This is a genomic window from Streptomyces sp. NPDC089424 (assembly GCF_044749345.1).
Classification (GTDB): Bacteria; Actinomycetota; Actinomycetes; order Streptomycetales; family Streptomycetaceae; genus Streptomyces.
This window is the reverse complement of sequence record NZ_JBIVHU010000004.1, coordinates 262,070-285,906: the sequence shown is the minus strand read 5'-3', so window position 1 is coordinate 285,906 and position 23,837 is coordinate 262,070. Positions and strand designations below refer to the sequence as shown.

Genomic DNA, 23,837 nt, shown 5'->3' with positions numbered 1-23,837 from the left:
ACAGGTCGAGGGGGCCACATGGCGACAGCAGCCGCGCAGAAGACGGACCGGACAGCGTCGTACGGCGAGGGGGACAGCGCCCTCGCCGGGTACGAGCACGCCTTCGACGCCGCCGTGGCCGCCGACGAGCGCATCGAGCCACGCGACTGGATGCCCGACGCCTACCGGGCGACGCTGGTCCGGCAGATCGCCCAGCACGCGCACTCCGAGATCATCGGCATGCAGCCGGAGGCCAACTGGATCACCCGCGCGCCCTCGCTGCGCCGCAAGGCCATCCTGATGGCCAAGGTCCAGGACGAGGCGGGCCACGGCCTGTATCTGTACAGCGCGGCGGAGACCCTCGGCACCAGCCGCGACGAACTCCTCGACAAGCTCCACAGCGGCCGCCAGAAGTACTCCTCGATCTTCAACTACCCCACGCTGACCTGGGCCGACGTCGGCGCGATCGGCTGGCTGGTGGACGGCGCGGCGATCACCAACCAGGTGCCGCTGTGCCGCTGCTCCTACGGCCCGTACGCCCGCGCGATGGTCCGCATCTGCAAGGAGGAGTCCTTCCACCAGCGCCAGGGGTACGAGCTGCTGCTCGCCCTCAGCAAGGGCACCCCCGAGCAGCACGCGATGGCACAGGACGCGGTGGACCGCTGGTGGTGGCCGTCCCTGATGATGTTCGGCCCGCCCGACGACGAGTCGCAGCACTCCGCGCAGTCGATGGCCTGGAAGATCAAGCGGCATTCCAACGACGAGCTGCGCCAGCGCTTCGTCGACATCTGCGTCCCCCAGGCCGAGTCCCTCGGCCTCACCCTCCCCGACCCGGACCTGCGGTGGAACGAGGAGCGGGGACACCACGACTTCGGGGCGATCGACTGGACGGAGTTCCGCGACGTCCTCAAGGGCAACGGCCCGTGCAACGACCAGCGCATCACACAGCGCAGGCAGGCCCACGAAGAGGGCGCCTGGGTCCGGGAGGCGGCCGCGGCGTACGCGGTCAAGCACAGCGAGACAGGAGCAACGCGCGCATGACGAACACCGACTGGCCCCTGTGGGAGGTCTTCGTGCGCTCGCGCCGGGGCCTGTCCCACACCCACGCCGGCAGCCTGCACGCCCCGGACGCGGAGTTCGCCCTGCGCAACGCGCGCGACCTCTACACCCGTCGCGGCGAGGGCGTCTCCCTCTGGGTCGTGCCCTCCTCCGCCATCACGGCGTCCTCCCCCGACGAGAAGGACCCGTTCTTCGAGCCGGCCGCCGACAAGCCCTACCGCCACCCCACCTTCTACGAGATCCCCGAGGGGGTGCAGCACCTGTGACGACCACGGTTCCCACGACGGCCGCCCTCGCCCTGGGCGACGACGCCCTGGTGCTCTCCCACCGCCTGGGGGAGTGGGCCGGCCACGCCCCCGTCCTGGAGGAGGAGGTCGCCCTCGCCAACATCGCGCTCGACCTGCTCGGCCAGGCCCGCGTGCTGCTGTCGCTGGTCGGCGACGAGGACGAGCTGGCCTACCTGCGCGAGGAGCGCGCCTTCCGCAACCTCCAGCTGGTGGAGCAGCCGAACGGCGACTTCGCCCACACCATCGCCCGCCAGCTGTACTTCTCGACCTACCAGCACCTGCTGTACGCCGAACTGGCCACCGGCGACGGCCCCTTCGCCCCGCTCGCCGCGAAGGCCGTCAAGGAGGTCGACTACCACCGCGACCACGCCCGGCAGTGGACCCTGCGCCTCGGCGACGGCACGGACGAGAGCCATGAGCGCATCCGCCGGGCGTGCGAGGCGCTGTGGCGCTTCACCGGCGAGATGTTCCAGCCCGTCGAGGGCCTGGACGTCGACGGCGAGCGGCTGCGGACGGCCTGGCGGGAATCCGTCGGCGAGGTGCTGCAGCGCGCCACCCTCACGGTCCCCGAGGGACCGCAGACGGGCGCCTGGCGCGCCGGAGCGGGCCGCCAGGGCCTGCACACCGAGTCGTTCGGGCGGATGCTCGCCGAGATGCAGCACCTGCACCGCAGCCACCCGGGGGCGTCATGGTGACCACCACCGCCCTGGAGGAGCGGCTCGTCGCGATCGCCGGCTCGGTGCCCGACCCCGAGCTGCCGGTCCTCACCCTGCGGGAACTGGGCGTCCTGCGCGCGGTGCACCTGCGCGGCGAGGACGCGGTCGAGGTGGAGCTGACCCCGACGTACACGGGCTGCCCCGCCGTCGAGGCCATGTCCCTGGACATCGAGCGCGCGCTGCACGAGCACGGCGTACGCGACGTCACCGTGCGCACGGTGCTCTCGCCGGCCTGGTCGACGGACGACATCACGCCCGAAGGGCGCCGCAAGCTGCGCGAGTTCGGCATCGCGCCGCCGCGCGCGGGGGCGCGGTCCGGGCCGGTGCCGCTGGAGCTGGGCCCGGTGCGCACGCTCACCGAAGCACGCGAGGAGGCCGAGCCGGTCCTCTGCCCGCACTGCGGCTGCGCCGACACCGAGCTGCTGAGCCGCTTCTCGTCCACGGCCTGCAAGGCACTGCGCCGCTGCCTGTCCTGCCGTGAACCGTTCGACCACTTCAAGGAGTTGTGATGGCCCGCTTCCACACGCTCCGGGTGACCGCGGTCGACCGGCTCACCGACGACGCCGTCGCCGTCACGCTCGCCGTCCCCGAGAAGTTGCGCGAGGAGTTCCGGTACGCGCCCGGACAGCACATCGCGCTGCGGCGCACGGTCGACGGCGTCGACATCCGCCGGACGTACTCGATCTGCTCCCCGGCACCGCGGGACGGCGCGGGACCGCACGCCCTGCGGGTGGGCGTGCGGCTGGTGGAGGGCGGGGCCTTCTCCACGTACGCGCTGAAGGAGATCAACATCGGGGACGAGCTGGAGGTGATGACACCGGCCGGCCGCTTCACCCTCGATCCCGCGCCCGGCCTGTACGCGGCGATCGTCGGCGGCAGCGGCATCACACCGGTGCTGTCGATCGCGTCGACGCTGCTGGCCCGCGAGCCGAGGGCGCGCTTCTGCCTGATCCGCAGCGACCGTACGGCCGCCTCGACGATGTTCCTGGAGGAGGTCGCCGACCTGAAGGACCGCTTCCCCGAGCGGTTCCAGCTGGTGACGGCGCTCTCCCGGGAGGAGCAGCAGGCGGGACTGCCGACCGGACGACTCGACCACGAACGGCTGTCGGGGCTGCTGCCGGCGCTGCTGCCGGTGGCCGAGGTGGCGGGCTGGTTCCTGTGCGGGCCCTACGGGCTGGTGCAGGAGGCCGAGCGGGCGCTGCGCGGACTCGAGGTGCCGCGCGGCCGCATCCACGAGGAGATCTTCCATGTGGACGCCGCTCCGGCGGCCGCCCCGTCGGCGGCGCCCGCCCACAGCACGGTGACCGCGCGGCTCGACGGCCGCGGGGGGACCTGGCCGGTGCGATCCGGCGAGTCGCTGCTGGAGACGGTGCTGCGCAACCGTTCCGACGCCCCCTACGCCTGCAAGGGCGGGGTGTGCGGCACGTGCCGGGCCTTCCTGGTCTCCGGGGAGGTCCGCATGGACCGCAACTTCGCGCTGGAACGCGAGGAGACGGAGGCGGGGTACGTGCTGGCCTGCCAGTCCCATCCGGTGACGGAACAGGTGGAGCTGGACTTCGACCGCTGACCGGCGCGGGCGCCGGCGCCGCCCCTCTTCGGGCGCCGACGCCCATTCCCTTCTCCTAGAACCTGTTCTATCTTGACGCTCCGTCAGACAGCGGGAGCCGCCGGGAGGACAGGACCGTGGACTTCACCTTCACCGAGGAACAGCAGGCGGCTGCCGAGGCGGCGCGGGGGGTGTTCGCCGACGTCGCGCCGGACACGGTGCCGAGCCCCACGCTGACCAGGGGCGCCGTGGCCGACGACTTCGACCGCGCCCTGTGGGGCAGGCTCGCCGACGCCGATCTGCTGGGCCTGCTGCTCGACCCGGAGCACGGCGGAGCGGGCCTCGACGCCCTCGCGCTGTGCCTGGTGCTGCGCGAGGCGGGCAAGGTGCTGGCGCGGGTGCCGCTGCTGGAGAGCAGTGCGGCACTGGCGGCCGTACAGGCCTACGGCGGGGCCGAGTTGAAGGCCGCGCTGCTCGAACGGGCCGGGCGGGGAGAGGTCGTGCTGACCGTCGCCGCACAGGGGCGTACCGGCGGCCACGATCCGGCCGAGCGGGCGGTGACCGCTCGGCGGGACGGCGACGACTGGATCCTGGACGGGGTGCAGACGGCGGTGCCGTGGGCCTATGAAGCCGACTTCACCGTCGTACCGGCGCACACCGACGCCGACCGCGAGGTACTCGCGCTCGTCCCCCGGGGCCACCAAGGCGCCGCGCTCGCCGAGCAGTTCGCGACCAACGGCGAGCGGCTCGGGGAACTGCGGCTGGAGTCGGCACGGATTCCGGAGCGGTACGTCGTCGGGGCCGAGGGGGCCTGGGAGTGGCTGCGGCAGCTGCTGGCCACCGGGACCTGTGCGCTGGCGCTGGGGCTCGGGGAGCGGGTGCTGCGGATGACCGGCGAGTACACCGGGAAGCGCGAGCAGTTCGGCCACCCGGTCGCGACGTTCCAGGCCGTCGCCGTGCAGGCCGCCGACCGCTACATCGACCTGCGGGCGATGGAGGCCACGCTGTGGCAGGCGGCGTGGCGGATCAGCTCCGCGGCGTCCGGCGCGCTGCCGGCCGCCGCCGATGTGGCCGTCGCCAAGATCTGGGCGGCGGAGGGGGTGCGGCGGGTGGTGCAGACGGCACAGCATCTGCACGGGGGTTTCGGGGCGGACGTCGACTATCCCCTGCACCGCTACCACGCCTGGGCCAAGCACCTGGAGCTGTCCCTGGGACCGGCGGCGGCCCATGAGGAGACCCTGGGCGACCTGCTCGCGGCGCACGCGCCTGGATGAGCATCCCCGCGGACCCGCGGACCCGCGGACCCGCAGACCCGCCGACCTACCGATCTGCCGACCCGCCGACCCGCCGGCCGCGGAGGCGGCCCGGTGGGTGACGCGGCGAGGTCGGAGCCCGGGCGCACGGCGACCGTGGACGCACACGCGGTCGGCAGCGCCGGAGCACCGGAGCACCGGCATCCGCGTTACGGGCGCGAAACCGCGCCCGTACCTCACCTGGCCGGACTCAGACGACCGCTCCCGGCTCCCCCGCGTCCGTGACCACCGGGCGCCCGGTCGCCTGCCAGGCCTCCATGCCGCCCGCGACGTTCACGGCCTCGACGCCCTGCTGGTTGAGGTACATCGCGACCTGGGCCGAGCGTCCGCCGGAGCGGCAGATCACGTGGACGCGGCCGTCCTGCGGGGCGGCCTCGGTCAGCTCGCCGTACCGGGCCACGAACTCGCTCATGGGCAGGTGCAGCGCGCCCTCCGCGTGACCGGCCTGCCACTCCTCGTCCTCACGGACGTCCAGCAGGAAGTCGTCGTCCTTGAGGTCGGTGACCCCGACCGTGGGAACAGCTCCGAAGTTCATGGTCCCGACGCTACCCGAAGCGCTCCTCGAGGCGGCCCGGAGGCCGCCCGGCCGCTCACTGACCGACCAGCGCCGCCAGCTCCGCCTCGCGCCCCGCGACCTCCTTGAGCAACTGCTCGGCGATCTCGTCGAGCAGGCTGTCCGGGTCGTCGGGCGCCAGCCGCAGCATGGAGCCGATCGCGCTCTCCTCCAGGTCACGGGCGACGACCGAGAGCAGTTCCTTGCGGCGGGCGAGCCAGTCCAGCCGGGCGTAGAGCTCCTCGCTGGGGCTCGGCTGGCGCTCCTCGGGCACCGGACCCGCCGCCCACTCCTCGGCCAGCTCGCGCAGCAGCGCCTCGTCACCGCGGCCGTAGGCGGTGTTCACCCGGGTGATGAACTCCTCACGCCGCTTGCGCTCACCGTCCTCCTGCGCGAGGTCGGGGTGGGCCTTGCGGGCCAGCTCGCGGTAGAGGCGGCGGGCCTCGTCGCTGGGGCGCACCCGCTGCGGCGGCCGGACGGGCCGGTCCGTGAGCATCGCGGCGGCCTCGGGGAACAGGCCGTCGCCGTCCATCCAGCCGTGGAACAGCTCCTCCACGGAGGGCATGGGCAGCACCCGGGCCCGCAGCTCCTGCGCGCGGCGCAGGTCCTCGGCGTCGCCCGTGCGGGCCGCCTTCGCCTCGGCTATCTGCGCGTCCAGCTCTTCGAGCCGGGCGTACATCGGCCCGAGCCGCTGGTGGTGCAGCCGGGAGAAGTTCTCGATCTCGACCCGGAAGGTCTCGACCGCGATCTCGTACTCGATCAGCGCCTGCTCGGCCGCCCGCACGGCCCGCTCCAGCCGCTCCTCGGGCCGGGGGGCGCCGTCCTCGGGCGTCGCCTGCGCCTCATCGGCGACACCACCCTGCTCAGCTTCCGGGGTCGTCACCCGACCAGCGTAGGCCACGCCACCGCCGGCTTTCGGAACCCCGGCCGCACCCGCCCGCTCCGCAGCACGGGAAGACCCCTCGCCGGCACCGGCAGGCGCCTCGCCGACACCGGCAGGCCCCTCGCCGTGCACGAGCCCTTCATCGCCGATCACCCGCGCTCACACCCCTTCCTCCGCCGCGACCCGCCCCGCCCGGACGGCCGCGACCAGCGCCTCGTGATCGGCCTCGGTCCGGTCGGCGTACGCGACGGCGAAGGTGGCGAGCGCCTCGTCCAGCTCCTCGTTCTTGCCGCAGTAGCCGGAGACCAGGCGCGGGTCGGCGCTGTGGGAGTGGGCGCGCGCCAGGAGCGCGCCCGTCATGCGGGCGTAGTCGTCGAGCTGGTCGGCGGAGAGGGCCGCCGGGTCCACGCTGCCCTTGCGGTTGCGGAACTGGCGGACCTGGAAGGGGCGGCCCTGGACGGTCGTCCAGCCGAGCAGGATGTCGCTGACCACCTGCATCCGCTTCTGCCCGAGGACCACCCGCCGGCCCTCGTGATCGACGGACGGCGTCTCGAACCCGGCGGTCCGCAGATGCGGCAGGAGCGCCGATTCGCGGGCCTCCTTCACCTGGAGGATCAGCGCCTCACCACGGTGGTCCAGCAGCAGGACGACGTACGAACGCAGGCCGACGCTGCCCGTGCCGACGATGCGGAAGGCCACGTCGTGCACCGCGTGCCGGGACAGCAGCGGCAGCCGGTCCTCGGACAGCGTCGTCACGTACTCCTCCAGGGCGCCGGCGACCGCCGCCGCCTCGGCGTCCGGGACGCGGCGCAGCACCGGCAGCGCGTCCACGAACCGCCTGCCGCCCTCCTCGGACGGCTCGGTCGAACGCGCCGCGAACCGTCCGCTGGTGTTGGCCCGCGCCTTCTCCGAGACCCGCTCCAGCGTGCCGAGCAGATCGTGGGCGTCGGTGTGGGAGACCAGCTCCTCGTCCGCGATGGCGTTCCACGCGTCCAGCACCGGGAGCTTGGCCAGCAGCCGCATGGTGCGGCGGTAGGCGCCGGCCGCGTCGTGGGCGGCCGCCCGGCAGGTGTCCTCGTCGGCGCCCGCCACCCGGCCCGCGAGCACCAGTGAGGCGGCGAGCCGCTTGAGGTCCCACTCCCAGGGGCCGTGCACCGTCTCGTCGAAGTCGTTCAGGTCGATGACCAGGCCGCCGCGCGCGTCCCCGTACAGACCGAAGTTCGCCGCGTGCGCGTCGCCGCAGATCTGCGCGCGGATGCGGGTCATGGGGGTGCGGGCGAGGTCGTACGCCATGAGGCCGGCCGCTCCGCGCAGGAAGGCGAACGGGGTCGCCACCATCCTGCCGACCCTTATCGGCGTGAGCCCGGGGATCCGGCCCTGGTTGGACTCCTCCACCGCGGTCACCGCGTCGGGCCGGGCGCCGTCGACGTCGAGGGTGGCGTGGGCGCCGCGCGGCACCCGCTCGCGCAGGGCCTTGCCCTCCGCCTTGGGCGAGTGCGCGCCCTGCGCGGACGGCTCGGCGAAGCCCCGCACCCGCGGAATCCGCACCGTCCCGGAACCCGCTTCCCGCACACCGGTCTCGGTCACCGCGACCGCCTCCCCCGTGACTCGCCGGAACATCAACTCGTGCCGACCGTACAACCGGCGGACGGCATCCCGTCAGACCCTGTGGACAACTCCCCACCTGTGGAAAACCCCGGCGTGCGTCAACTCCCCGACCTGCCCGGCCCGGTCCCGCGGCAGGTGGCCGACGCCGGTCCCGCAGCCCCACACACGACCACCACGACCTGAGACGTTGCTCACACAGGAACGGGCAGCACGGTGAGGGGCTTCACGGGGTGCGCCTCCGAAGGCCCGGGAGAACGACGGGAGAACAAAGAGAAGCGGTCGGCATCGTGATCACGATGCCGACCGCTTCAGCTGTGCGCGAGGGGGGAGTTGAACCCCCACGCCCTTGCGGGCACTGGAACCTGAATCCAGCGCGTCTGCCTATTCCGCCACCCGCGCATTGGGTGTGTCTCCGGCCCCGTCCCCTTGGGCTTGGCGCCTTCCGACACCCAGAACATTAGCACGCTGGACGGGGTGGGTTCACATCCCTTATCCAGGGCAGGGGCACCCTCACACGGGCACGCCGACCGGCCGGAACGCCTCCGCACGTATCAACCTCGTACCGGTCCTGCCCGTCTGCCCAGGAGCCGGACCGAGTCCGCAGTCCGGTGCGGGACACTTGTTTGCGACCCCCTCTACGATCCATGCCAGAAGTTCGAAGGGGAGCGCCGCAGGGAACTTCGTCAGGCGTCGACACCCGTCGACACCCGTCGACCGGGCTGACAGGGGGAACCAGCCGATTAACCGGGGCGTGGATACGATCAGTAAGCAGTACCGGGTAGGCAGTACACGGGTAGGCAGTACACAGGACGGCAACACCGGAGGAGGTGCCCCATGGGAGTCCTGAAGAAGTTCGAGCAGCGTCTCGAAGGTCTGGTCAACGGCACCTTCGCCAAGGTGTTCAAGTCCGAGGTGCAGCCCGTGGAGATCGCGGGAGCGCTCCAGCGGGAGTGCGACAACAACGCGACCATCTGGAACCGCGACCGCACCGTTGTGCCCAACGACTTCATCGTGGAGCTGAGCGCCCCGGACTTCGAGCGCCTCAGCCCCTACTCGGGCCAGCTGGGCGACGAGCTCGCCGGCATGGTCCGCGACTACGCCAAGCAGCAGCGCTACACCTTCATGGGGCCGATCAAGGTCCACCTGGAGAAGGCGGACGACCTGGACACCGGTCTGTACCGGGTGCGCAGCCGTACGCTCGCCTCCTCCACCGACCAGCAGGCCCCCGGCTCCGCGGCCGGCGGCGCCCGCCCCGCGGCCGCCGCGGGTGGCTACGGGTACCCGCCCGCGGCTGCCCCGCCGCAGCCCGCCGGCGCTCCCCCCATGCCTTCGGCACCCCCACCCGGCGCCCGCCCCGGCGGGTACGGCTATCCGCAGCCGGCCCAGCCCGCCGCGCAGCGTCCCGGTGCCGCGCCCGGCGCCTCCCCTGGTTCCCGCACCAGGTACTGGATCGAGATCAACGGCGCCCGCCACCAGATCTCCCACCAGACCCTGGTGCTGGGCCGCAGCACCGAGGCCGACGTGCGGATCGACGACCCCGGCGTGTCCCGCCGGCACTGCGAGATCCGGACCGGAACGCCCTCGACGATCCAGGATCTCGGGTCCACCAACGGCATCGTGGTGGACGGGCAGCACACCACCCGCGCTACGCTCCGCGACGGCTCGCGGATCGTCGTGGGCAGCACCACCGTTATCTATAGGCAAGCCGAAGGGTGATCCGGGGGCAATGTCAGAGCTGACCCTCACGGTCATGCGGCTGGGTTTCCTGGCCGTACTGTGGCTGTTCGTGATCGTGGCCGTGCAGGTCATCCGCAGCGATCTGTTCGGTACGCGCGTCACACAGCGCGGATCCCGACGGGACGCGGGCCGGGCGCAGCAGGCCACGCGCCAGGCGCCTCCGCAGCAGCGCCAGCAGCCGGCCGGCGGCCGGTCGCGGCGGAACGCGCCGACCAAACTGGTGGTGACCGAAGGCACACTCACCGGCACCACCGTCGCGCTCCAGTCCCAGACCATCACCCTGGGCCGGGCGCACGACAGCACCATCGTGCTGGACGACGACTACGCCTCGAGCCGGCATGCCAGGATCTACCCGGACCGGGACGGTCAGTGGATCGTCGAGGACCTCGGGTCCACGAACGGCACCTATCTCGACCGGACCCGCCTCACGACCCCCACGCCGATCGCGTTGGGTGCACCGATCCGCATCGGCAAGACCGTCATCGAGCTGCGGAAGTAGTGCTACATCATGAATGAGCGCGAGCGGAGCGAGCACGCAGCGGCGGTCCACACCCGGGGCCCCGGCGCGCTCCCGACCGGAGGGTGGGCAGTGTGGCTCGACACGATCGGCTGTACCCGGAGCCGACGGGCGAGGTGCGCATGAGTCTGTCACTGCGCTTCGCCGCCGGTTCGCACAAAGGCATGATCCGCGAGGGCAACGAGGACTCCGGATACGCCGGTCCGCGCCTGCTCGCGATCGCCGACGGCATGGGCGGCGCCGCGGCCGGCGAGGTCGCCTCCTCCGAGGCGATCTCCACCATCGTCCAGCTCGACGACGACATCCCCGGCTCGGACGTCCTCACCTCGCTCGGCACGGCCGTCCAGCGCGCCAACGACCAGCTGCGCCAGATGGTCGAGGAGGACCCCTCGCTGGAGGGCATGGGCACGACCCTCACCGCCCTGCTGTGGACGGGCCAGCGGCTCGGCCTGGTGCACGTCGGCGACTCGCGCGCGTACCTGCTGCGCGACGGTGTCCTCACGCAGATCACGCAGGACCACACCTGGGTGCAGCGCCTCGTCGACGAGGGCCGGATCACCGAGGAAGAGGCCACCACCCACCCGCAGCGCTCCCTGCTGATGCGCGCGCTCGGCAGCGGCGACCACGTCGAGCCCGATCTGTCGATCCGCGAGGTGCGGGCCGGCGACCGCTATCTGATCTGCTCCGACGGCCTGTCCGGCGTCGTCTCCCACCAGACGATGGAGGAGACGCTCGCCAGCTACCAGGGCCCGCAGGAGACCGTGCAGCAGCTGATCGAGCTGGCGCTGCGCGGCGGCGGCCCGGACAACATCACCGTGATCGTCGCCGACGTGCTCGACCTGGACACCGGTGACACCCTCGCCGGGCAGCTGTCCGACACCCCGGTCGTGGTCGGTGCCGTCGCCGAGAACCAGAACCACCTGCACGACAACGGCATCATGCAGACCCCGGCCGGCCGCGCCGCCGGCCTCGGCCGCCAGGTGCCCGGACAGGGCGGCGGGGGCGGCGAGTTCGGCCCGCCCGGCTCCGGCGACACCACCGGCTACATCCCGGCGGACGGCTTCGGCGGCTACGGCGACGACGATTTCGTCAAACCCCGGCCGCGGCGCCGCTGGCTGAAGCGATCCTTCTACGGCGTCCTCGCGCTGGCCGTCATCGGCGGCGGCCTGTACGCGGGCCACCGCTGGACGCAGACGCAGTACTACGTCGGCACCAACGACGAGCACGTCGCCCTGTACCGGGGCATCAGCCAGGATCTGGCCTGGGTCTCCTTGTCGAAGGTCGAGAAGGACCACCCCGAGATCGAACTCAAGTACCTGCCGCCCTACCAGCAGAAGCTGGTCGAGGCGACGATCGCCGAGGGCGGGCTGAAGAACGCCCAGGCCAAGATCGACGAGTTGGGTGTGCAGGCCTCCGCGTGCAAGAAGGAGGCGCAGCGACGCGCCGCCGAGAGCGAGAACAGCGCGCAGACCGGCCAGGGCGAGGCAGGCGGCACCACGGGAACCACCCGTACCTCTGTCACGTCCAAGGCCACACCGACACCGTCGGCCACCGGTTCCACGTCCCCGAGCCAGTCCGCGACCGCGCCCACTCCCAGCCCCGGCCCCAGCCTCTCGGAGGAAGAGCAGAAGGTCGTCTCGCTGTGCGGTAAGCAGTAGGCAAGCCGTGAGAGGCCCCGTCACACGATGAGCAGTACTCCCAATCCGTCGACGCAGCACACGTCCACGATCGGCTCGATCGGCACGCCGAGCCGGCGCAACACCGAGCTCGGGCTCCTGGTGTTCGCCGTCCTCATCCCGGTCTTCGCCTACGCCAACGTCGGCCTCGCCATCAACGACGAGGTACCGGCCGGCCTGCTGAGCTACGGGCTCGGTCTGGGCCTGCTGGCCGGCGTCGGCCATGTCGTCGTCCGCAAGTTCGCGCCGTACGCGGACCCGCTGCTGCTGCCGCTGGCCACCCTGCTCAACGGGCTGGGCCTGGTCGCCATCTGGCGGCTGGACCAGTCCGAGCTGCTGCAGGACATCGGCCAGGCCGGCACCGCCGCCCCGCGCCAGTTGCTCTACACGGCGATGGGCATCGCGCTGTTCATCGTGGTGCTGATCTTCCTCAAGGACCACCGCGCGCTGCAGCGCTACACGTACATCTCGATGGTCGGCGCGCTGTTCCTGCTGCTGCTGCCGCTGGTGCCGGGCCTCGGCCAGAACATCTACGGCGCCAAGATCTGGATCAACGTCGGCGGATTCTCCATCCAGCCGGGCGAGTTCGCGAAGATCGTCCTCGCGGTCTTCTTCGCCGGGTACCTGATGGTCAAGCGGGACGCGCTGGCCCTGGCCAGCCGCCGCTTCATGGGCCTGTACCTGCCGCGTGGCCGCGACCTCGGCCCGATCCTCGTGGTCTGGGCGATGTCGATCCTGATCCTGGTCTTCGAGACCGACCTCGGTACGTCGCTGCTGTTCTTCGGAATGTTCGTCATCATGCTGTACGTCGCCACCGAGCGGACCAGCTGGATCGTCTTCGGTCTGCTGATGTCGGCGGTCGGCGCCGTCGGTGTGGCCTCGTTCGAGTCGCACATCCAGCAGCGCGTCGACGCCTGGCTGGACCCGATGCGCGAGTACGCGCTCTCCCGTGAGGGTGTGGTCGGCCACTCCGAGCAGGCGATGCAGGCGCTGTGGGCGTTCGGCTCCGGCGGCACCCTGGGCACCGGCTGGGGCCAGGGGCACTCCGAGCTGATCCGGTTCGCCGCCAACTCCGACTTCATCCTCGCCACCTTCGGCGAGGAGCTGGGCCTGGCCGGTGTGATGGCGCTGCTGCTGCTGTACGCGCTGATCGTGGAGCGCGGCGTGCGCACCGCCCTCGCCGCCCGCGACCCGTTCGGCAAGCTGCTCGCCATCGGCCTGTCCGGCGCCTTCGCCCTCCAGGTGTTCGTCGTCGCCGGCGGTGTGATGGGGCTCATCCCGCTGACCGGTATGACGATGCCGTTCCTGGCCTACGGCGGCTCGTCCGTGATCGCCAACTGGGCCCTGATCGGCATCCTGCTGCGCATCAGCGACACCGCGCGCCGCCCGGCGCCCGCCCCCGCCCCGAACCCCGACGCCGAGATGACCCAGGTGGTCCGCCCGTCATGAACAAGCCCCTGCGCCGGATCGCGATCTTCTGCGGACTGCTCATCCTGACGCTGCTGATCCGCGACAACTGGCTCCAGTACGTCCGGGCGGACGAGTTGGCCACCGACACCGACAACCGCCGGGTGGCGATCGAGCGGTACGCCACCCCCCGCGGCGACATAATCGTCGACGGCAAGGCCATCACCGGATCCAAGCGGGCCGCCAGCGGCGACTTCGAGTACGTCCGCACCTACAAGGACGGCCCCATGTGGGCCCCGGTCACCGGCTTCGCCTCCCAGGCCTTCGGCACCAACCAGCTGGAGAACCTGGAGGACGGCATCCTCACCGGCAACGACGACCGGCTGTTCTTCCGCAACACCCTCGACATGCTCACGGGCAAGAAGAAGGCCGGCGGCAACGTCGTCACGACCCTCAACGCGGCCGCGCAGAAGGCGGCGTACGAGGGCCTGGCCAAGCGCGGCAAGGGCGCCGTGGTGGCGCTCGACCCGGAGACCGGCGCGATCCTGGCGCAGGCCTCCTACCCGTCCTACGACCCCTCGACGATCGCCGGGTACTCCGACGACGACCAGAAGGCCTGGAACAAGCTCCAGAAGAAGGGCGACGCGAACGACCCGATGCTCAACCGGGCGCTGCGCGAGACCTACCCGCCGGGCTCGACCTTCAAGGTCGTCACCGCGGCGGCGGCCCTGGAGCACGGCCTGTACCCGGAGGCGGACTCGCCCACCAAGACGCCGCTGCCGTGGACGATGCCGGGCACCACGACCGAGCTGAAGAACGAGGGGACCATCCCCTGCAAGAACGCGACCCTCAGGGTCGCCCTGCAGTGGTCCTGCAACACCGTCTTCGGCAAGGTCGGCTCCGACCTCGGCAACGACAAGATGCTGGAGACGGCGAAGAAGTTCGGCTTCACCGAGGAGCAGTTCACGCCGGTCCGCGCGAACGCCTCCGTGTTCTCCGAGGACATGGCCCCCTCCGAGGTGGCGCTGTCCTCGATCGGCCAGTTCAACACCGCCGCGACGCCGCTGCAGATGGCCATGGTCGCCGCCGCGGTCGCCAACGACGGCACGCTGATGAAGCCGTACATGGTCGACAAGCTCCAGGCGTCCAACGTCGACACCATCGAGCAGACCGAGCCGGAGGAGCTCAGCAAGCCGCTGTCCTCGGACAACGCGCAGGTGCTGCAGTCGATGATGGAGACCGTCGTCGACAAGGGCACGGGAAGCAACGCGAAGATCGACGGCGTGACCGTGGGCGGCAAGACCGGTACCGCCCAGCACGGCGTCGACAACAGTGAGAAGCCGTACGCCTGGTTCATCTCGTACGCCAAGCTCCCCGACGGCAGCTCGCCGGTGGCCGTGGCCGTCGTGGTCGAGGACCAGGAGGCGGACCGCGGCGACATCTCCGGCGGCGGCCTCGCGGCGCCCATCGCGAAGAGCGTGATGGAGGCGGTCATCCAGAGCAAGCAGTGAGAGCCCCGTCACGTCGCCTTCACATTGATGCACGTTGCGATACCGGTCCTGTATCGGCTGACGGGCTTGGCCAGGTCATACAAAGCGAGCCGGGTACGGTAGGCCCGGACGGCAGTCTCCGGCCGCACGACATGCCGGCCGGGACCGACGGAGAGGGCTGGTAGGTAGCTATGGAAGAGCCGCGTCGCCTAGGCGGCCGGTACGAGCTGGGCCCGGTGCTCGGCCGTGGTGGCATGGCGGAGGTTTACCACGCGCATGACACCAGGCTGGGGCGCCAGGTGGCCGTGAAGACGCTGCGCGCGGATCTCGCACGCGACCCGTCGTTCCAGGCCCGCTTCCGCCGGGAGGCCCAGTCGGCCGCCTCGCTCAACCACCCCGCGATCGTCGCGGTCTACGACACGGGCGAGGACTACATCGACGGGGTCTCGATCCCGTACATCGTCATGGAGTACGTCGACGGCTCCACGCTCCGTGAGCTGCTGCACTCCGGCCGCAAGCTGCTGCCGGAGCGCGCCATGGAGATGACGATCGGCATCCTCCAGGGCCTGGAGTACGCCCACCGCAACGGCATCGTCCACCGCGACATCAAGCCGGCGAACGTCATGCTGACGCGCAACGGCCAGGTCAAGGTCATGGACTTCGGCATCGCCCGGGCCATGGGCGACTCCGGCATGACGATGACGCAGACGGCCGCCGTGATCGGCACCGCGCAGTACCTCTCGCCCGAGCAGGCCAAGGGTGAGCAGGTCGACGCGCGCAGTGACCTGTACTCCACCGGCTGCCTGCTGTACGAGCTGCTGACGGTACGCCCGCCGTTCGTGGGCGACTCCCCGGTTGCGGTCGCCTACCAGCACGTCCGGGAGGAGGCCCAGCCGCCGTCGGTGTTCGACCCCGAGATCACGCCGGAGATGGACGCGATCGTCCTGAAGGCGCTGGTCAAGGACCCGAACTACCGCTACCAGTCCGCCGACGAGATGCGCGCGGACATCGAGGCCTGCCTCGACGGCCAGCCGGTCGGCGCCACGGCGGCGATGGGCGCGGTCGGCTACGGCGGCTACCCGGACGACCAGCCGACGACGGCCCTGCGCTCGGACGGCCACGGTGGCGCGACCACCCTGCTGCCCCCGACCAACCCGGACGACGGCGGCTTCGGCTACGACGACCGCCCCGACCGGCGTCGTCAGAAGAAGTCCAACACCTCGACGATCCTGCTGGTCGTCGCCGCGGTCCTGGTCCTGGTCGGCGCGATCCTGATCGGCCGCTGGGCGTTCGGCGACAACGGGGTGAGCAACGACACGGTGCCGGTGCCGAACTTCGTGGGGCTCACCCAGGACGACGCGCAGAAACAGGCGACCAACGCCGATCTCGAGCTGTCCGTCAGCAACAAGCCCTGCGAGGACCAGCAGAAGGGCAACGTCTGCTCCCAGGACCCGCCGCGGGGCACGGAGGTCGACAAGAACACGGCGATCAACGTCGTGGTGTCGACCGGCGCCCCGAAGGTCGCGGTACCCAACGTCATCAACGAGAACGTCGAGGACGCCACGGCGAAGCTCGAGGGCGACGAGTACGAGTTCAAGGTGAAGACGGAGGTCCGTGAGTCCTCGGACGACCCGGGCACCGTTCTGGAGCAGGACCCGGTCTCCGGCAAGGAGGTCGAGAAGGGCTCCACGATCACCCTGACGATCGCGAAGGCCGAGGAGAAGGCGACCGTCCCGAACGTAGGCGGTCAGTCCTGCGACGACGCCAAGCGGCAGCTGGAGGACAACGACCTCACCGGCAACTGCACCGACGTGCCGGTCACCGACCCCAACCAGGACGGCAAGGTCATCGAGGTCAACCCGCCCGCCGGTTCGCAGATCGACAAGGGCTCGATGGTGAACCTGAAGGTCGGCAAGCTCCAGCAGCAGAAGACCAAGGTCCCGAACGTCGTCGGACAGACGGTGGGGCAGGCCAAGCAGATCCTGAACCAGGCCGGCTTCACCAACATCCAGTTCGAGGGCGGCAGCGACCAGAGCGACGGAGCGTTCGTCGCCGCGCAGAACCCGCCTGGTGACCAGGAGGTCGACAACCCGGGCGCGACGCAGATCACGCTGCGCACCGTGGGCCTGGGCGGCAACAACGGAGGCAACAACGGCGGCATCTTCGGAGGCAACGACGGCGACTGACCGCCCCCGCCGCACACGACGGAGCCCCGGCCCCCTCTCAGGGTGCCGGGGCTCCGTCGTACGTACGTCGCCGTCGCCGTCGCCGTGTGGCGAGGCGCGGCGCGGTGCTAGCGGCGCAGTTCCTTCGGCGGTGTGCGGTCGCCGTTCACCTTCTCCACGCGGTCCAGCTCGCCCCAGACGACGTACCGGTAGCGGCTGGTGAAGACCGGGGTGCAGGTGGTCAGGGTGATGTACTTGCCGGCCTTCTTGCGCCCGGACTCCGCGGGGATCGCGTCGAGGACCTTGACGTTGTACTTCGAGGTCTCGGGCAGGACGGCGTAGACCTTGTAGACGAACCACTTGTCCTTCGTCTCGAAGACGATCGGGTCGCCCTTCTTTAGCTTGTGGATGTCGTGGAACTTGGCGCCGTGGCCGTCCCGGTGGGCGGCGAGCGAGAAGTTGCCGTTCTTGCCGCTGCTGGGGAGGGTCGCCTTGACGGGGTCGGTGTAGTAGCCGGCGACGCCGTTGTTGAGCAGCTCCGTCGAGGTGCCCTTCTTGATCAGGATCTCGTCCCTGTTCATCGCCGGCACGTGCAGGAAGCCGATGCCGTCCTTGGTGTCCAGCCGGCCGGGACCGGTGGGCTCGGAGGTGGCCCAGTGGTCGCGGACCCTGTCGCCCTCCTGGTGCGCCTTGCGGTCGGCGAGGACGTTCGTCCACCACAGCGAGTAGACGACGAACAGGCCGAGCACGAGGCCCGCGGTGATGAGGAGTTCACCGAAGACGCTGACCGCCATGGCGATCGGTCCGGGTCCGCGGCGCCGTGGCTCGGGACCCCCGGGAACGGCGTCGGTGTGCTCTTCACGATCGGTGGTCGCTGCCACGTGTCATCTGCCCTTAACTGACGAGCGCATCCGGCTTGCCCTTGCTGCGCGGCCGTTCCTCGACCATCTTGCCCCAGACGATCATCCGGTACTTGCTGGTGAACTCCGGCGTGCACGTCGTCAGGGTGATGTAGCGACCGGGCTCGGTGAAGCCCGACCCCCGGGGTACCGGTTCGAGCACGCTCACGTTGCTCGGCGAGGTCACCGGCAGGATCGACGCCATGTCGTAGACGAAGTACGTGTCCTGCGTCTCGACGACGATCGGATCGCCCGGCTGGAGCTTGTTGATGTAACGGAAGGGCTCGCCGTGCGTGTTGCGGTGGCCCGCGAGCCCGAAGTTGCCGGTCTTGTCGTCGGGCATCGCCGTCTTCAGCGCGCCCTCGGCGTAGTGGCCGACCATGCCCCGGTCGAGCACCTTGTCGCTGTTGATGCCCTCGGCGATCGGCACGACCACGTCCAGCTTGGGGATGTGCAGCAGCGCGAAGCCCTGTCCCGGCTGGAAGGCACCCGGGTTGCGCTTGCCGTTGGCCCAGTCGTCCTGGAGCTGGCTGGCCTCGTTCCCGGCCTGCGCGTGTGCCCGGACGTTGGTCCACCACAGCTGGTAGGTCACGAAGAGCAGCATCAGCACGCCGGTGGTGATGAACACCTCGCCGATCAGCCGGCTGGCCACGACGGCGGCACCGGGCTTGCGCTCCCGCGCGAGCCTGCGCGCCTCGACACGGGAGAGCGGCCTGCCCCGGTCGCCGCCCTCCGCGGGCGATCCGGCCTGGGTGGCGGGGTCGGCTTGGGCACCATGGCGCCCGTGGCGGCGCTTGGCGGCCTTTCTGCGGGCCGCACGGCCACCCGGAGCGGCTCCGGGCGCACCGGCGCCCGCCGGCGTTCCTGACGCTCCTGTGGCGCCCGCGGCTCGTACGGCCCTGCCCCGGCCCGCCGCGGTCCCCGTCGCTCCGGGTCCGCCCGGTGGCTCCGGTATCCGCAGGGCCATCGTCTCGTCGTCCACCCGGGCCCCGCCCGTCGGTGCCGGGCCCGGGACACCGCCCGCCGGCCCCGGGTAGTGCTGCTGCCCGTACCAGTCCCCGAACGCACCCGCCGCCTCGTACGGCTGCTGCCCGTACGAGGAGCCCTGGTCGCCGGCGTCGCCGTAGGCGGTGCCGGACTCGCGCTCGGGGCGCAGCGCGGTCACGCCGTGGCCCTGCCCACCACCGGGGCGAGCCCCGCCGACCTCGCCACCGCGCCCTCGTCGCCGCACTCCGTCAGCCAGTTGGCCAGCATCCTGTGACCGTGCTCGGTCAGCACCGACTCGGGATGGAACTGCACGCCCTCGACCGGGAGTTCGCGGTGCCGCAGGCCCATGATGATGCCGTCGTGCGTGCGCGCCGTGACCTCCAGCTCGGCCGGCACGGTCGGGGGCTCGGCGGCCAGGGAGTGGTAGCGGGTCGCGGTGAACGGCGTCGGCAGGCCGGCGAAGACGCCCTTGCCCTCGTGCTCGACGAGCGAGGTCTTGCCGTGCAGCAGCTCCGGCGCGCGGTCCACGACCCCGCCGTAGGCCACCTGCATGGACTGCATGCCGAGGCAGACGCCGAAGACGGGCACGCCGGTGGCGGCGCAGTGCCGGACCATCTCGATGCAGACGCCGGCCTGCTCGGGGGCGCCGGGGCCGGGTGACAGCAGCACGCCGTCGAAGCCGTCGCCCGCGTGCGTGGTCGAGACCTCGTCGTTGCGCAGGACCTCGCACTCGGCGCCCAGCTGGTACAGGTACTGGACCAGGTTGAAGACGAAGCTGTCGTAGTTGTCCACGACGAGAATGCGCGCGCTCACTGGTTGTCCACCGTCACATCGTTGAAGGGCAGCAGTGGTTCGGCCCAGGGAAAGACGTACTGGAACAGGACGTAGACCGCGGCCAGGATCAGTGCCAGTGAGATCAACGCCCTGACCCAAGCGTTCCCCGGCAGATGCCGCCAGATCCAGCCGTACATGCCGTCCCTTCCGTCGCACCACGGCACCAGAAACCCACGCCGTACTCCACCAGACTAACGGCGCAGGGCGGCTGGTTTCCCGGCCTCCACGGGCTGTGTGGAATCCAGATGGGCCCAGACGATCAGGCGGTGGCTGTGGCCCCACTCCGGTTCGCAGGTCGTGAGGGTCAGATAGCGGCCCGGGCGTGTGTACCCCGACATACGTGGCAGCGGGTCGATCACCTCAATGTCCGTCGGCACGGTCTTGTACGGCCCCTTGTCGATCCGGTACGTGAACCAGGTCGTCCCGTCCGTCAGCACCACCGCGTCACCGGGCCGCAGCCGCGGGAAGTCCTTGAAGGGGTCGCCGTACGTCCGCCGGTGCCCCGCGACGGAGAAGTTGCCCCGCTGCCCGAGTTGCGCCGTGCCGGCGTAGTGCCCGAGGCCCTTCTTCAGGGTGTCGGTGCGGGTGCCTTCGAGGACGGGTTTGTTCCACGTGAAACCGAGCCGCGGGATGTACATGATCGCGAAAGCCCGGCCGTTCTCGTAGGCCGCGGGTTCCGCGGGCGCGGCGGGGGCGCCCGGGGCCGCCGCCGTCCGCGTCGGACGGATCTCGCCCTCGGCCCACTGCCGCTGGAGCCGGTCGATCTCGTCGTCCATCACGGTGTCGGCCTTCACACCGGTCCAGAAGAGCACGTAGGCGACGAACAGCACGATCACGGTGCCGACGGTGATGCACAGTTCGCTGACGGTCCTGACGACTAAGCGCACCGGCGGCTCCTGGGAAGGCGCTCACTCCATGGGCTGGGCGTACCGCAGATCCACTGTGCCCGAGTAGCCGGGCAGAGTCACCGTCCCGTTCTCCTCGACTTTCCAGCCGAGGCCGTACACGTTGACGTACACCATGTAGTTCTGGATCGCCGGGGAGGCGGAGAGCGCCTGCTGGAGCTTCTCGGGGTCCCCGACCGCGGTGATCTTGTACGGCGGTGAGTAGACGCGGCCCTGGAGGATCAGGGTGTTGCCCACGCAGCGCACGGCGCTGGTGGAGATCAGCCGCTGGTCCATGACCTTGATGCCCTTGGCACCGCCCTGCCACAGGGCGTTCACCACGGCCTGGAGGTCCTGCTGGTGGATGACCAGGTAGTCGGGCTGGGGCTCGGGGTAGCCGGGGAGCTTGGCCGTGGCGTTCGGCGGGGCGTCGTCCAGGGTCACCGAGATCGCCTCACCGGTGAGCTTGTGGGTCCCGGCCTCCTTCTCCAGTGCGGCGAGCTTGTCGTCCTCCGCCTTGGTGCTGCCGTCGCCCCGGTCGGCCAGGGACTCCACGTCCCGACGCAGGGCGGCGTTGGCCTCGCCCAGTTCGCCGTTGTTGCGGCTGCGTTCGTGGATCAGGTCCGAGAGCTTCAGCAGGGACGTGTCCGTGCGGATGTTGGTGCCCTTGGCCGTGTGGAAGCTGGTGAAGAAAATGAGGCCCGCGAGAGCGAAGACCGCCACCGTGAGCAGCCGCACGGGCCGGAAGGCCCCTCGGCGCCCGGCGCTGGATCCCGTCCCGGGGGAGTCGGCAGAATTGCTCAACGTACCCTTATCTCCTTCGGCGCCACGGAAGCACTACGCTAACGGACGCCCGGGGGAGCGCTCAGTGTCCCCTTGTACGCTGCCCCCGAGCCCGACCCAGTTCCCTGCGCGGCCACGCAGCGCATCGACAGGAGAGACCCTCGTGCCGAAGTCACGTATCCGCAAGAAGGCCGACTACACGCCGCCGCCCTCGAAGCAGGCGACCAGCATCAAGCTGACGAACCGTGCATGGGTCGCACCGGTCATGCTCGCCTTGTTCCTCGTCGGCCTGGCCTGGATCGTCGTCTTCTATGTGACCAACAGTTCGCTGCCCATCGAGTCGCTGGGCAACTGGAACATCGTGGTCGGCTTCGGCTTCATCGCGGCCGGGTTCGGCGTCTCCACGCAGTGGAAGTAGCCGGTCTCCGCCCGGTGCGCGGCCCGTCGAAGGGCAGGCCACCGGGCGGTGAACGGAGTTCTGCCCATGACTATCCGCTGAGTTATCCACAGCCCGGGGAGAATTTCCACACCTGACCTGGGGAAAAGACGACGATCTGTGGATAACCCATCGGACGTTGACGCCGGTACGACCGTCACACGATCCCCCGAATGCCTGTTCGCCCTCTTCCTGACCTGCAGAAACACCGGTCAGCGACAGGGGGCACATGTGTTCTCGCACAGCGTGCACAAGATCCGGCACACGCTGTGGACAACTGTCCAGCTCAGTGGATAACCCTCGGGCTCAAGTGAGCTGGGCCGTTCGCAGCAGCGTCACCCCGACCACCACGGCCAGCATCAGCGCGCAGACGCCGTACTGCACCAGGGCCCTGCGTTCACGCGGGGCGTGGACCATCACGTAGCCGATCACCAGACCGGCGAAGAGACCACCCACGTGCGCCTGCCAGGCGATGCCGGCCACCGTGAACGTGAAGATCAGGTTGATCACCAGCAGCGCGAGGACGGGCCGCAGGTCGTAGTTGAGCCGGCGCATCAGGACGGCTGTCGCGCCGAAGAGCCCGTAGACCGCGCCGGAGGCACCGAGCGAGGAGGTCGCGGGAGCCGCCAGCAGGAAGGTCAGGGCGCCGCCCGCGAGTCCGGAGATCAGGTACAGCGACAGGTAGCGGACGCGTCCGAGCGCCGCTTCCAGGGGGCCGCCGAGCCACCACAGGCTGAGCATGTTGAACGCGATGTGCCAGATCGCCTCGTGCGTGAACATCGAGGTGACCAGGCGGTACCACTCGCCTTCGGCCACACCCTCCGTGGGACCCCAGGGCGCGGGCGGCCACGCACCCGTCAGCACCAGATCGTTCAGCACCGAGGGACGGGCCTTGACGAGGAGGAAGACCGCGAGATTGATCCCGATCAGGATCTTGGTCACCAGCCGGGGGTCGGCGGCGACGGTGCCGCCCGCGAGGGTGCGGGGGCGGGAGGCACCCGGCGCGTGGCCGGTGCCTGCGGCGCCGCGGACACACTCGGGGCACTGGAAGCCGACCGAGGCGCTGATCATGCAGTCGGGGCATATCGGACGATCACAGCGCGTGCAGCGCACACCGGTCTCACGACCCGGGTGGCGATAGCAGACGGGCGCGCTCTGCGCGTCCGGCCGACTGCCCTGCGCCTGGTCCATGAGCACCCCTAAGTCGTCGTCGTGGCACTGCAACGCCCCGCTCATCTTTACGGACGAGCGGGGCGTTTGGTTCCCCACCGGGAGGTCTCGGGCCCCTCGTCGGGGCCCGACCTCGGCACTCACGGGAACCGAGCCCGTGCGGGAGCCGGACTCAGGCCTCGCGGGACTCGACGACGACCGACTCGATGACGACGTCGTTGAGCGGACGGTCGGTGCGCGGGTTGGTCTGCGCGCCCGCGATCGTGTCCACGACCTTCTGGCTGGCCGCGTCCGTGACCTCGCCGAAGATGGTGTGCTTGCGGTTCAGCCAGGCCGTCGGGGAGACGGTGATGAAGAACTGCGAGCCGTTGGTGCCCGGGCCGGCGTTCGCCATGGCCAGCAGGTACGGCTTGTCGAACTGCAGGTCGGGGTGGAACTCGTCCCCGAACTGGTAGCCCGGGCCGCCCGTGCCGTTGCCCAGCGGGTCGCCGCCCTGGATCATGAAGCCGCTGATGACCCGGTGGAAGACCGTGCCGTCGTACAGCTTGTCCGTGGACTTCTCACCCGTCGCGGGGTTGGTCCACTCCCGCTCGCCGTTGGCGAGCTCGACGAAGTTCTTGACCGTGTTCGGCGCGTGGTTCGGGAACAGCCGAACCGCGATGTCGCCGTGGTTGGTCTTCAGGGTGGCGTAAAGCTGCTCAGCCACGATCTGCCTTCCGTTGTCTTCCTGTGACTCCACGATCCTCGCACGGTCCACGCCCGGCGTCGCCCGGCGCCCGCCTCCAGCCGTGTATCCGGGCGTTTCGCTTGCGGAATTCCCGACGAGTCGCCCCGGGACACGGGCGCTCAGCCCCGATCCGTGGCATTGTCGACGACAAGCTCCTGTTGTCCCTTATTCATCCGCTATT

24 protein-coding genes and 1 tRNA gene are annotated in these 23,837 nt (G+C 70.6%); 13 read left to right on the top strand and 12 right to left on the bottom strand.

Annotated features, from left to right (window positions below; all coding sequences use genetic code 11):
• Positions 1-18 precede the first annotated feature (18 nt).
• The 6 genes from paaA to ACIP2X_RS20975 all read left to right on the top strand — a co-directional run bounded on the left by paaA (position 19) and on the right by ACIP2X_RS20975 (position 4,861).
• The gene (gene paaA / locus ACIP2X_RS21000; protein WP_401675174.1) at positions 19-1,020 is read left to right on the top strand and encodes a 1,2-phenylacetyl-CoA epoxidase subunit PaaA; all 1,002 of its coding nucleotides are present in this window, start codon (positions 19-21) and stop codon (positions 1,018-1,020) included.
• Positions 1,017-1,304, top strand: coding sequence for a 1,2-phenylacetyl-CoA epoxidase subunit PaaB (gene paaB, locus ACIP2X_RS20995; RefSeq protein ID WP_401675172.1), 288 nt, complete (start codon positions 1,017-1,019; stop codon positions 1,302-1,304). The genes paaA and paaB overlap by 4 nt, the downstream gene beginning before the upstream one ends.
• Entirely contained in the window at positions 1,301-2,020 is a 720-nt protein-coding gene (gene paaC, locus ACIP2X_RS20990) for a 1,2-phenylacetyl-CoA epoxidase subunit PaaC (RefSeq protein WP_401675170.1), read from the top strand. The genes paaB and paaC overlap by 4 nt, the downstream gene beginning before the upstream one ends.
• Complete coding sequence (gene paaD / locus ACIP2X_RS20985) at positions 2,014-2,550, top strand: 1,2-phenylacetyl-CoA epoxidase subunit PaaD (RefSeq protein WP_401675167.1); 537 nt, start codon at positions 2,014-2,016, stop codon at positions 2,548-2,550. Before paaC ends, paaD begins: the two co-directional genes overlap by 7 nt.
• Positions 2,550-3,608 carry a 2Fe-2S iron-sulfur cluster-binding protein gene (locus ACIP2X_RS20980; protein ID WP_401675164.1) on the top strand — a complete coding sequence of 353 codons (1,059 nt, stop codon included), beginning with the start codon at positions 2,550-2,552 and terminating at the stop codon, positions 3,606-3,608. The genes paaD and ACIP2X_RS20980 overlap by 1 nt, the downstream gene beginning before the upstream one ends.
• A gap of 116 nt (positions 3,609-3,724) precedes the next feature.
• Entirely contained in the window at positions 3,725-4,861 is a 1,137-nt protein-coding gene (locus tag ACIP2X_RS20975) for an acyl-CoA dehydrogenase family protein (RefSeq protein WP_401675161.1), read from the top strand.
• A 229-nt stretch (positions 4,862-5,090) separates the two neighbouring features.
• Here the strand turns inward: ACIP2X_RS20975 and ACIP2X_RS20970 are convergent, their stop codons facing one another.
• The 4 genes from ACIP2X_RS20970 to ACIP2X_RS20955 all read right to left on the bottom strand — a co-directional run bounded on the left by ACIP2X_RS20970 (position 5,091) and on the right by ACIP2X_RS20955 (position 8,343).
• The gene (locus tag ACIP2X_RS20970; RefSeq protein ID WP_401675158.1) at positions 5,091-5,435 is read right to left on the bottom strand and encodes a rhodanese-like domain-containing protein; all 345 of its coding nucleotides are present in this window, start codon (positions 5,433-5,435) and stop codon (positions 5,091-5,093) included.
• 55 nt (positions 5,436-5,490) lie between these two features.
• Entirely contained in the window at positions 5,491-6,336 is an 846-nt protein-coding gene (locus ACIP2X_RS20965) for a hypothetical protein (protein ID WP_401675155.1), read from the bottom strand.
• 159 nt (positions 6,337-6,495) lie between these two features.
• Complete coding sequence (locus ACIP2X_RS20960) at positions 6,496-7,956, bottom strand: DUF2252 domain-containing protein (RefSeq protein WP_401675152.1); 1,461 nt, start codon at positions 7,954-7,956, stop codon at positions 6,496-6,498.
• Positions 7,957-8,259: 303 nt separating this feature from the next.
• Positions 8,260-8,343, bottom strand: a tRNA-Leu gene (locus tag ACIP2X_RS20955).
• A 435-nt stretch (positions 8,344-8,778) separates the two neighbouring features.
• Here ACIP2X_RS20955 and ACIP2X_RS20950 point away from each other — a divergent pair.
• The 6 genes from ACIP2X_RS20950 to pknB all read left to right on the top strand — a co-directional run bounded on the left by ACIP2X_RS20950 (position 8,779) and on the right by pknB (position 16,957).
• On the top strand, positions 8,779-9,660 hold the full coding sequence (locus ACIP2X_RS20950; protein ID WP_401675149.1) for an FhaA domain-containing protein: 882 nt from the start codon (positions 8,779-8,781) through the stop codon (positions 9,658-9,660).
• Positions 9,661-9,670: 10 nt separating this feature from the next.
• Positions 9,671-10,180, top strand: a complete 510-nt coding sequence (locus tag ACIP2X_RS20945) for an FHA domain-containing protein (protein WP_401675146.1) — start codon at positions 9,671-9,673, stop codon at positions 10,178-10,180.
• A gap of 140 nt (positions 10,181-10,320) precedes the next feature.
• Positions 10,321-11,856: a Stp1/IreP family PP2C-type Ser/Thr phosphatase gene (locus ACIP2X_RS20940; RefSeq protein ID WP_401675819.1), complete on the top strand. Its 1,536-nt coding sequence runs from the start codon at positions 10,321-10,323 to the stop codon at positions 11,854-11,856.
• 27 nt (positions 11,857-11,883) lie between these two features.
• Positions 11,884-13,323, top strand: coding sequence for an FtsW/RodA/SpoVE family cell cycle protein (locus tag ACIP2X_RS20935; RefSeq protein ID WP_401675143.1), 1,440 nt, complete (start codon positions 11,884-11,886; stop codon positions 13,321-13,323).
• Positions 13,320-14,792: a penicillin-binding transpeptidase domain-containing protein gene (locus ACIP2X_RS20930; RefSeq protein WP_401675140.1), complete on the top strand. Its 1,473-nt coding sequence runs from the start codon at positions 13,320-13,322 to the stop codon at positions 14,790-14,792. Before ACIP2X_RS20935 ends, ACIP2X_RS20930 begins: the two co-directional genes overlap by 4 nt.
• A 170-nt stretch (positions 14,793-14,962) precedes the next feature.
• Positions 14,963-16,957, top strand: coding sequence for a Stk1 family PASTA domain-containing Ser/Thr kinase (pknB, locus tag ACIP2X_RS20925; protein ID WP_401675137.1), 1,995 nt, complete (start codon positions 14,963-14,965; stop codon positions 16,955-16,957).
• Positions 16,958-17,064: 107 nt separating this feature from the next.
• On the opposite strand, the gene ACIP2X_RS20920 is transcribed toward pknB, so the two are convergent.
• Genes ACIP2X_RS20920 through ACIP2X_RS20895 form a run of 6 tightly spaced genes read right to left on the bottom strand, consistent with a single transcriptional unit; the run spans position 17,065 to position 21,344 of the window.
• Positions 17,065-17,817: a class E sortase gene (locus ACIP2X_RS20920; RefSeq protein WP_401675134.1), complete on the bottom strand. Its 753-nt coding sequence runs from the start codon at positions 17,815-17,817 to the stop codon at positions 17,065-17,067.
• A 13-nt stretch (positions 17,818-17,830) separates the two neighbouring features.
• Positions 17,831-19,000 (bottom strand): class E sortase, encoded by a 1,170-nt coding sequence (locus ACIP2X_RS20915; protein ID WP_401675131.1) that lies wholly within the window; start codon positions 18,998-19,000, stop codon positions 17,831-17,833.
• Positions 18,997-19,635 carry an aminodeoxychorismate/anthranilate synthase component II gene (locus ACIP2X_RS20910; RefSeq protein ID WP_401675128.1) on the bottom strand — a complete coding sequence of 213 codons (639 nt, stop codon included), beginning with the start codon at positions 19,633-19,635 and terminating at the stop codon, positions 18,997-18,999. Before ACIP2X_RS20910 ends, ACIP2X_RS20915 begins: the two co-directional genes overlap by 4 nt.
• The gene (locus ACIP2X_RS20905) at positions 19,632-19,793 is read right to left on the bottom strand and encodes a hypothetical protein (RefSeq protein WP_401675125.1); all 162 of its coding nucleotides are present in this window, start codon (positions 19,791-19,793) and stop codon (positions 19,632-19,634) included. The genes ACIP2X_RS20910 and ACIP2X_RS20905 overlap by 4 nt, the downstream gene beginning before the upstream one ends.
• 54 nt (positions 19,794-19,847) lie before the next feature.
• On the bottom strand, positions 19,848-20,543 hold the full coding sequence (locus ACIP2X_RS20900; protein WP_401675123.1) for a class E sortase: 696 nt from the start codon (positions 20,541-20,543) through the stop codon (positions 19,848-19,850).
• Positions 20,544-20,564: 21 nt separating this feature from the next.
• The gene (locus ACIP2X_RS20895; protein WP_401675120.1) at positions 20,565-21,344 is read right to left on the bottom strand and encodes a DUF881 domain-containing protein; all 780 of its coding nucleotides are present in this window, start codon (positions 21,342-21,344) and stop codon (positions 20,565-20,567) included.
• Between the two features lie 142 nt (positions 21,345-21,486).
• Between ACIP2X_RS20895 and crgA the strand changes: the two genes are divergently transcribed.
• Complete coding sequence (gene crgA / locus ACIP2X_RS20890) at positions 21,487-21,741, top strand: cell division protein CrgA (RefSeq protein ID WP_365457356.1); 255 nt, start codon at positions 21,487-21,489, stop codon at positions 21,739-21,741.
• 324 nt (positions 21,742-22,065) lie between these two features.
• Here crgA and ACIP2X_RS20885 read toward each other — a convergent pair whose 3' ends face one another.
• Together ACIP2X_RS20885 and ACIP2X_RS20880 are read right to left on the bottom strand one after the other, a co-directional pair.
• A complete protein-coding gene (locus ACIP2X_RS20885; protein ID WP_401675117.1) occupies positions 22,066-22,950 on the bottom strand; it encodes a rhomboid family intramembrane serine protease in 885 nt (294 codons plus the stop codon).
• Between the two features lie 151 nt (positions 22,951-23,101).
• Positions 23,102-23,635, bottom strand: a complete 534-nt coding sequence (locus tag ACIP2X_RS20880) for a peptidylprolyl isomerase (protein WP_401675114.1) — start codon at positions 23,633-23,635, stop codon at positions 23,102-23,104.
• Positions 23,636-23,837: the final 202 nt, after the last annotated feature.

Bases quoted from the DNA above. Each gene is read 5' to 3' on its own strand.
- ACIP2X_RS20905 (WP_401675125.1), bottom strand. From the start codon at position 19,793: ATGTACGGCTGGATCTGGCGGCATCTGCCGGGGAACGCTTGGGTCAGG.
- paaD (WP_401675167.1), top strand. From the start codon at position 2,014: ATGGTGACCACCACCGCCCTGGAGGAGCGGCTCGTCGCGATCGCCGGC.
- ACIP2X_RS20970 (WP_401675158.1), bottom strand. From the start codon at position 5,435: ATGAACTTCGGAGCTGTTCCCACGGTCGGGGTCACCGACCTCAAGGAC.
- pknB (WP_401675137.1), top strand. From the start codon at position 14,963: ATGGAAGAGCCGCGTCGCCTAGGCGGCCGGTACGAGCTGGGCCCGGTG.
- paaB (WP_401675172.1), top strand. From the start codon at position 1,017: ATGACGAACACCGACTGGCCCCTGTGGGAGGTCTTCGTGCGCTCGCGC.
- paaA (WP_401675174.1), top strand. From the start codon at position 19: ATGGCGACAGCAGCCGCGCAGAAGACGGACCGGACAGCGTCGTACGGC.
- ACIP2X_RS20930 (WP_401675140.1), top strand. From the start codon at position 13,320: ATGAACAAGCCCCTGCGCCGGATCGCGATCTTCTGCGGACTGCTCATC.
- ACIP2X_RS20935 (WP_401675143.1), top strand. From the start codon at position 11,884: ATGAGCAGTACTCCCAATCCGTCGACGCAGCACACGTCCACGATCGGC.
- ACIP2X_RS20960 (WP_401675152.1), bottom strand. From the start codon at position 7,956: ATGTTCCGGCGAGTCACGGGGGAGGCGGTCGCGGTGACCGAGACCGGT.
- ACIP2X_RS20940 (WP_401675819.1), top strand. From the start codon at position 10,321: ATGAGTCTGTCACTGCGCTTCGCCGCCGGTTCGCACAAAGGCATGATC.
- ACIP2X_RS20945 (WP_401675146.1), top strand. From the start codon at position 9,671: ATGTCAGAGCTGACCCTCACGGTCATGCGGCTGGGTTTCCTGGCCGTA.
- ACIP2X_RS20950 (WP_401675149.1), top strand. From the start codon at position 8,779: ATGGGAGTCCTGAAGAAGTTCGAGCAGCGTCTCGAAGGTCTGGTCAAC.
- ACIP2X_RS20980 (WP_401675164.1), top strand. From the start codon at position 2,550: ATGGCCCGCTTCCACACGCTCCGGGTGACCGCGGTCGACCGGCTCACC.
- ACIP2X_RS20885 (WP_401675117.1), bottom strand. From the start codon at position 22,950: ATGGACCAGGCGCAGGGCAGTCGGCCGGACGCGCAGAGCGCGCCCGTC.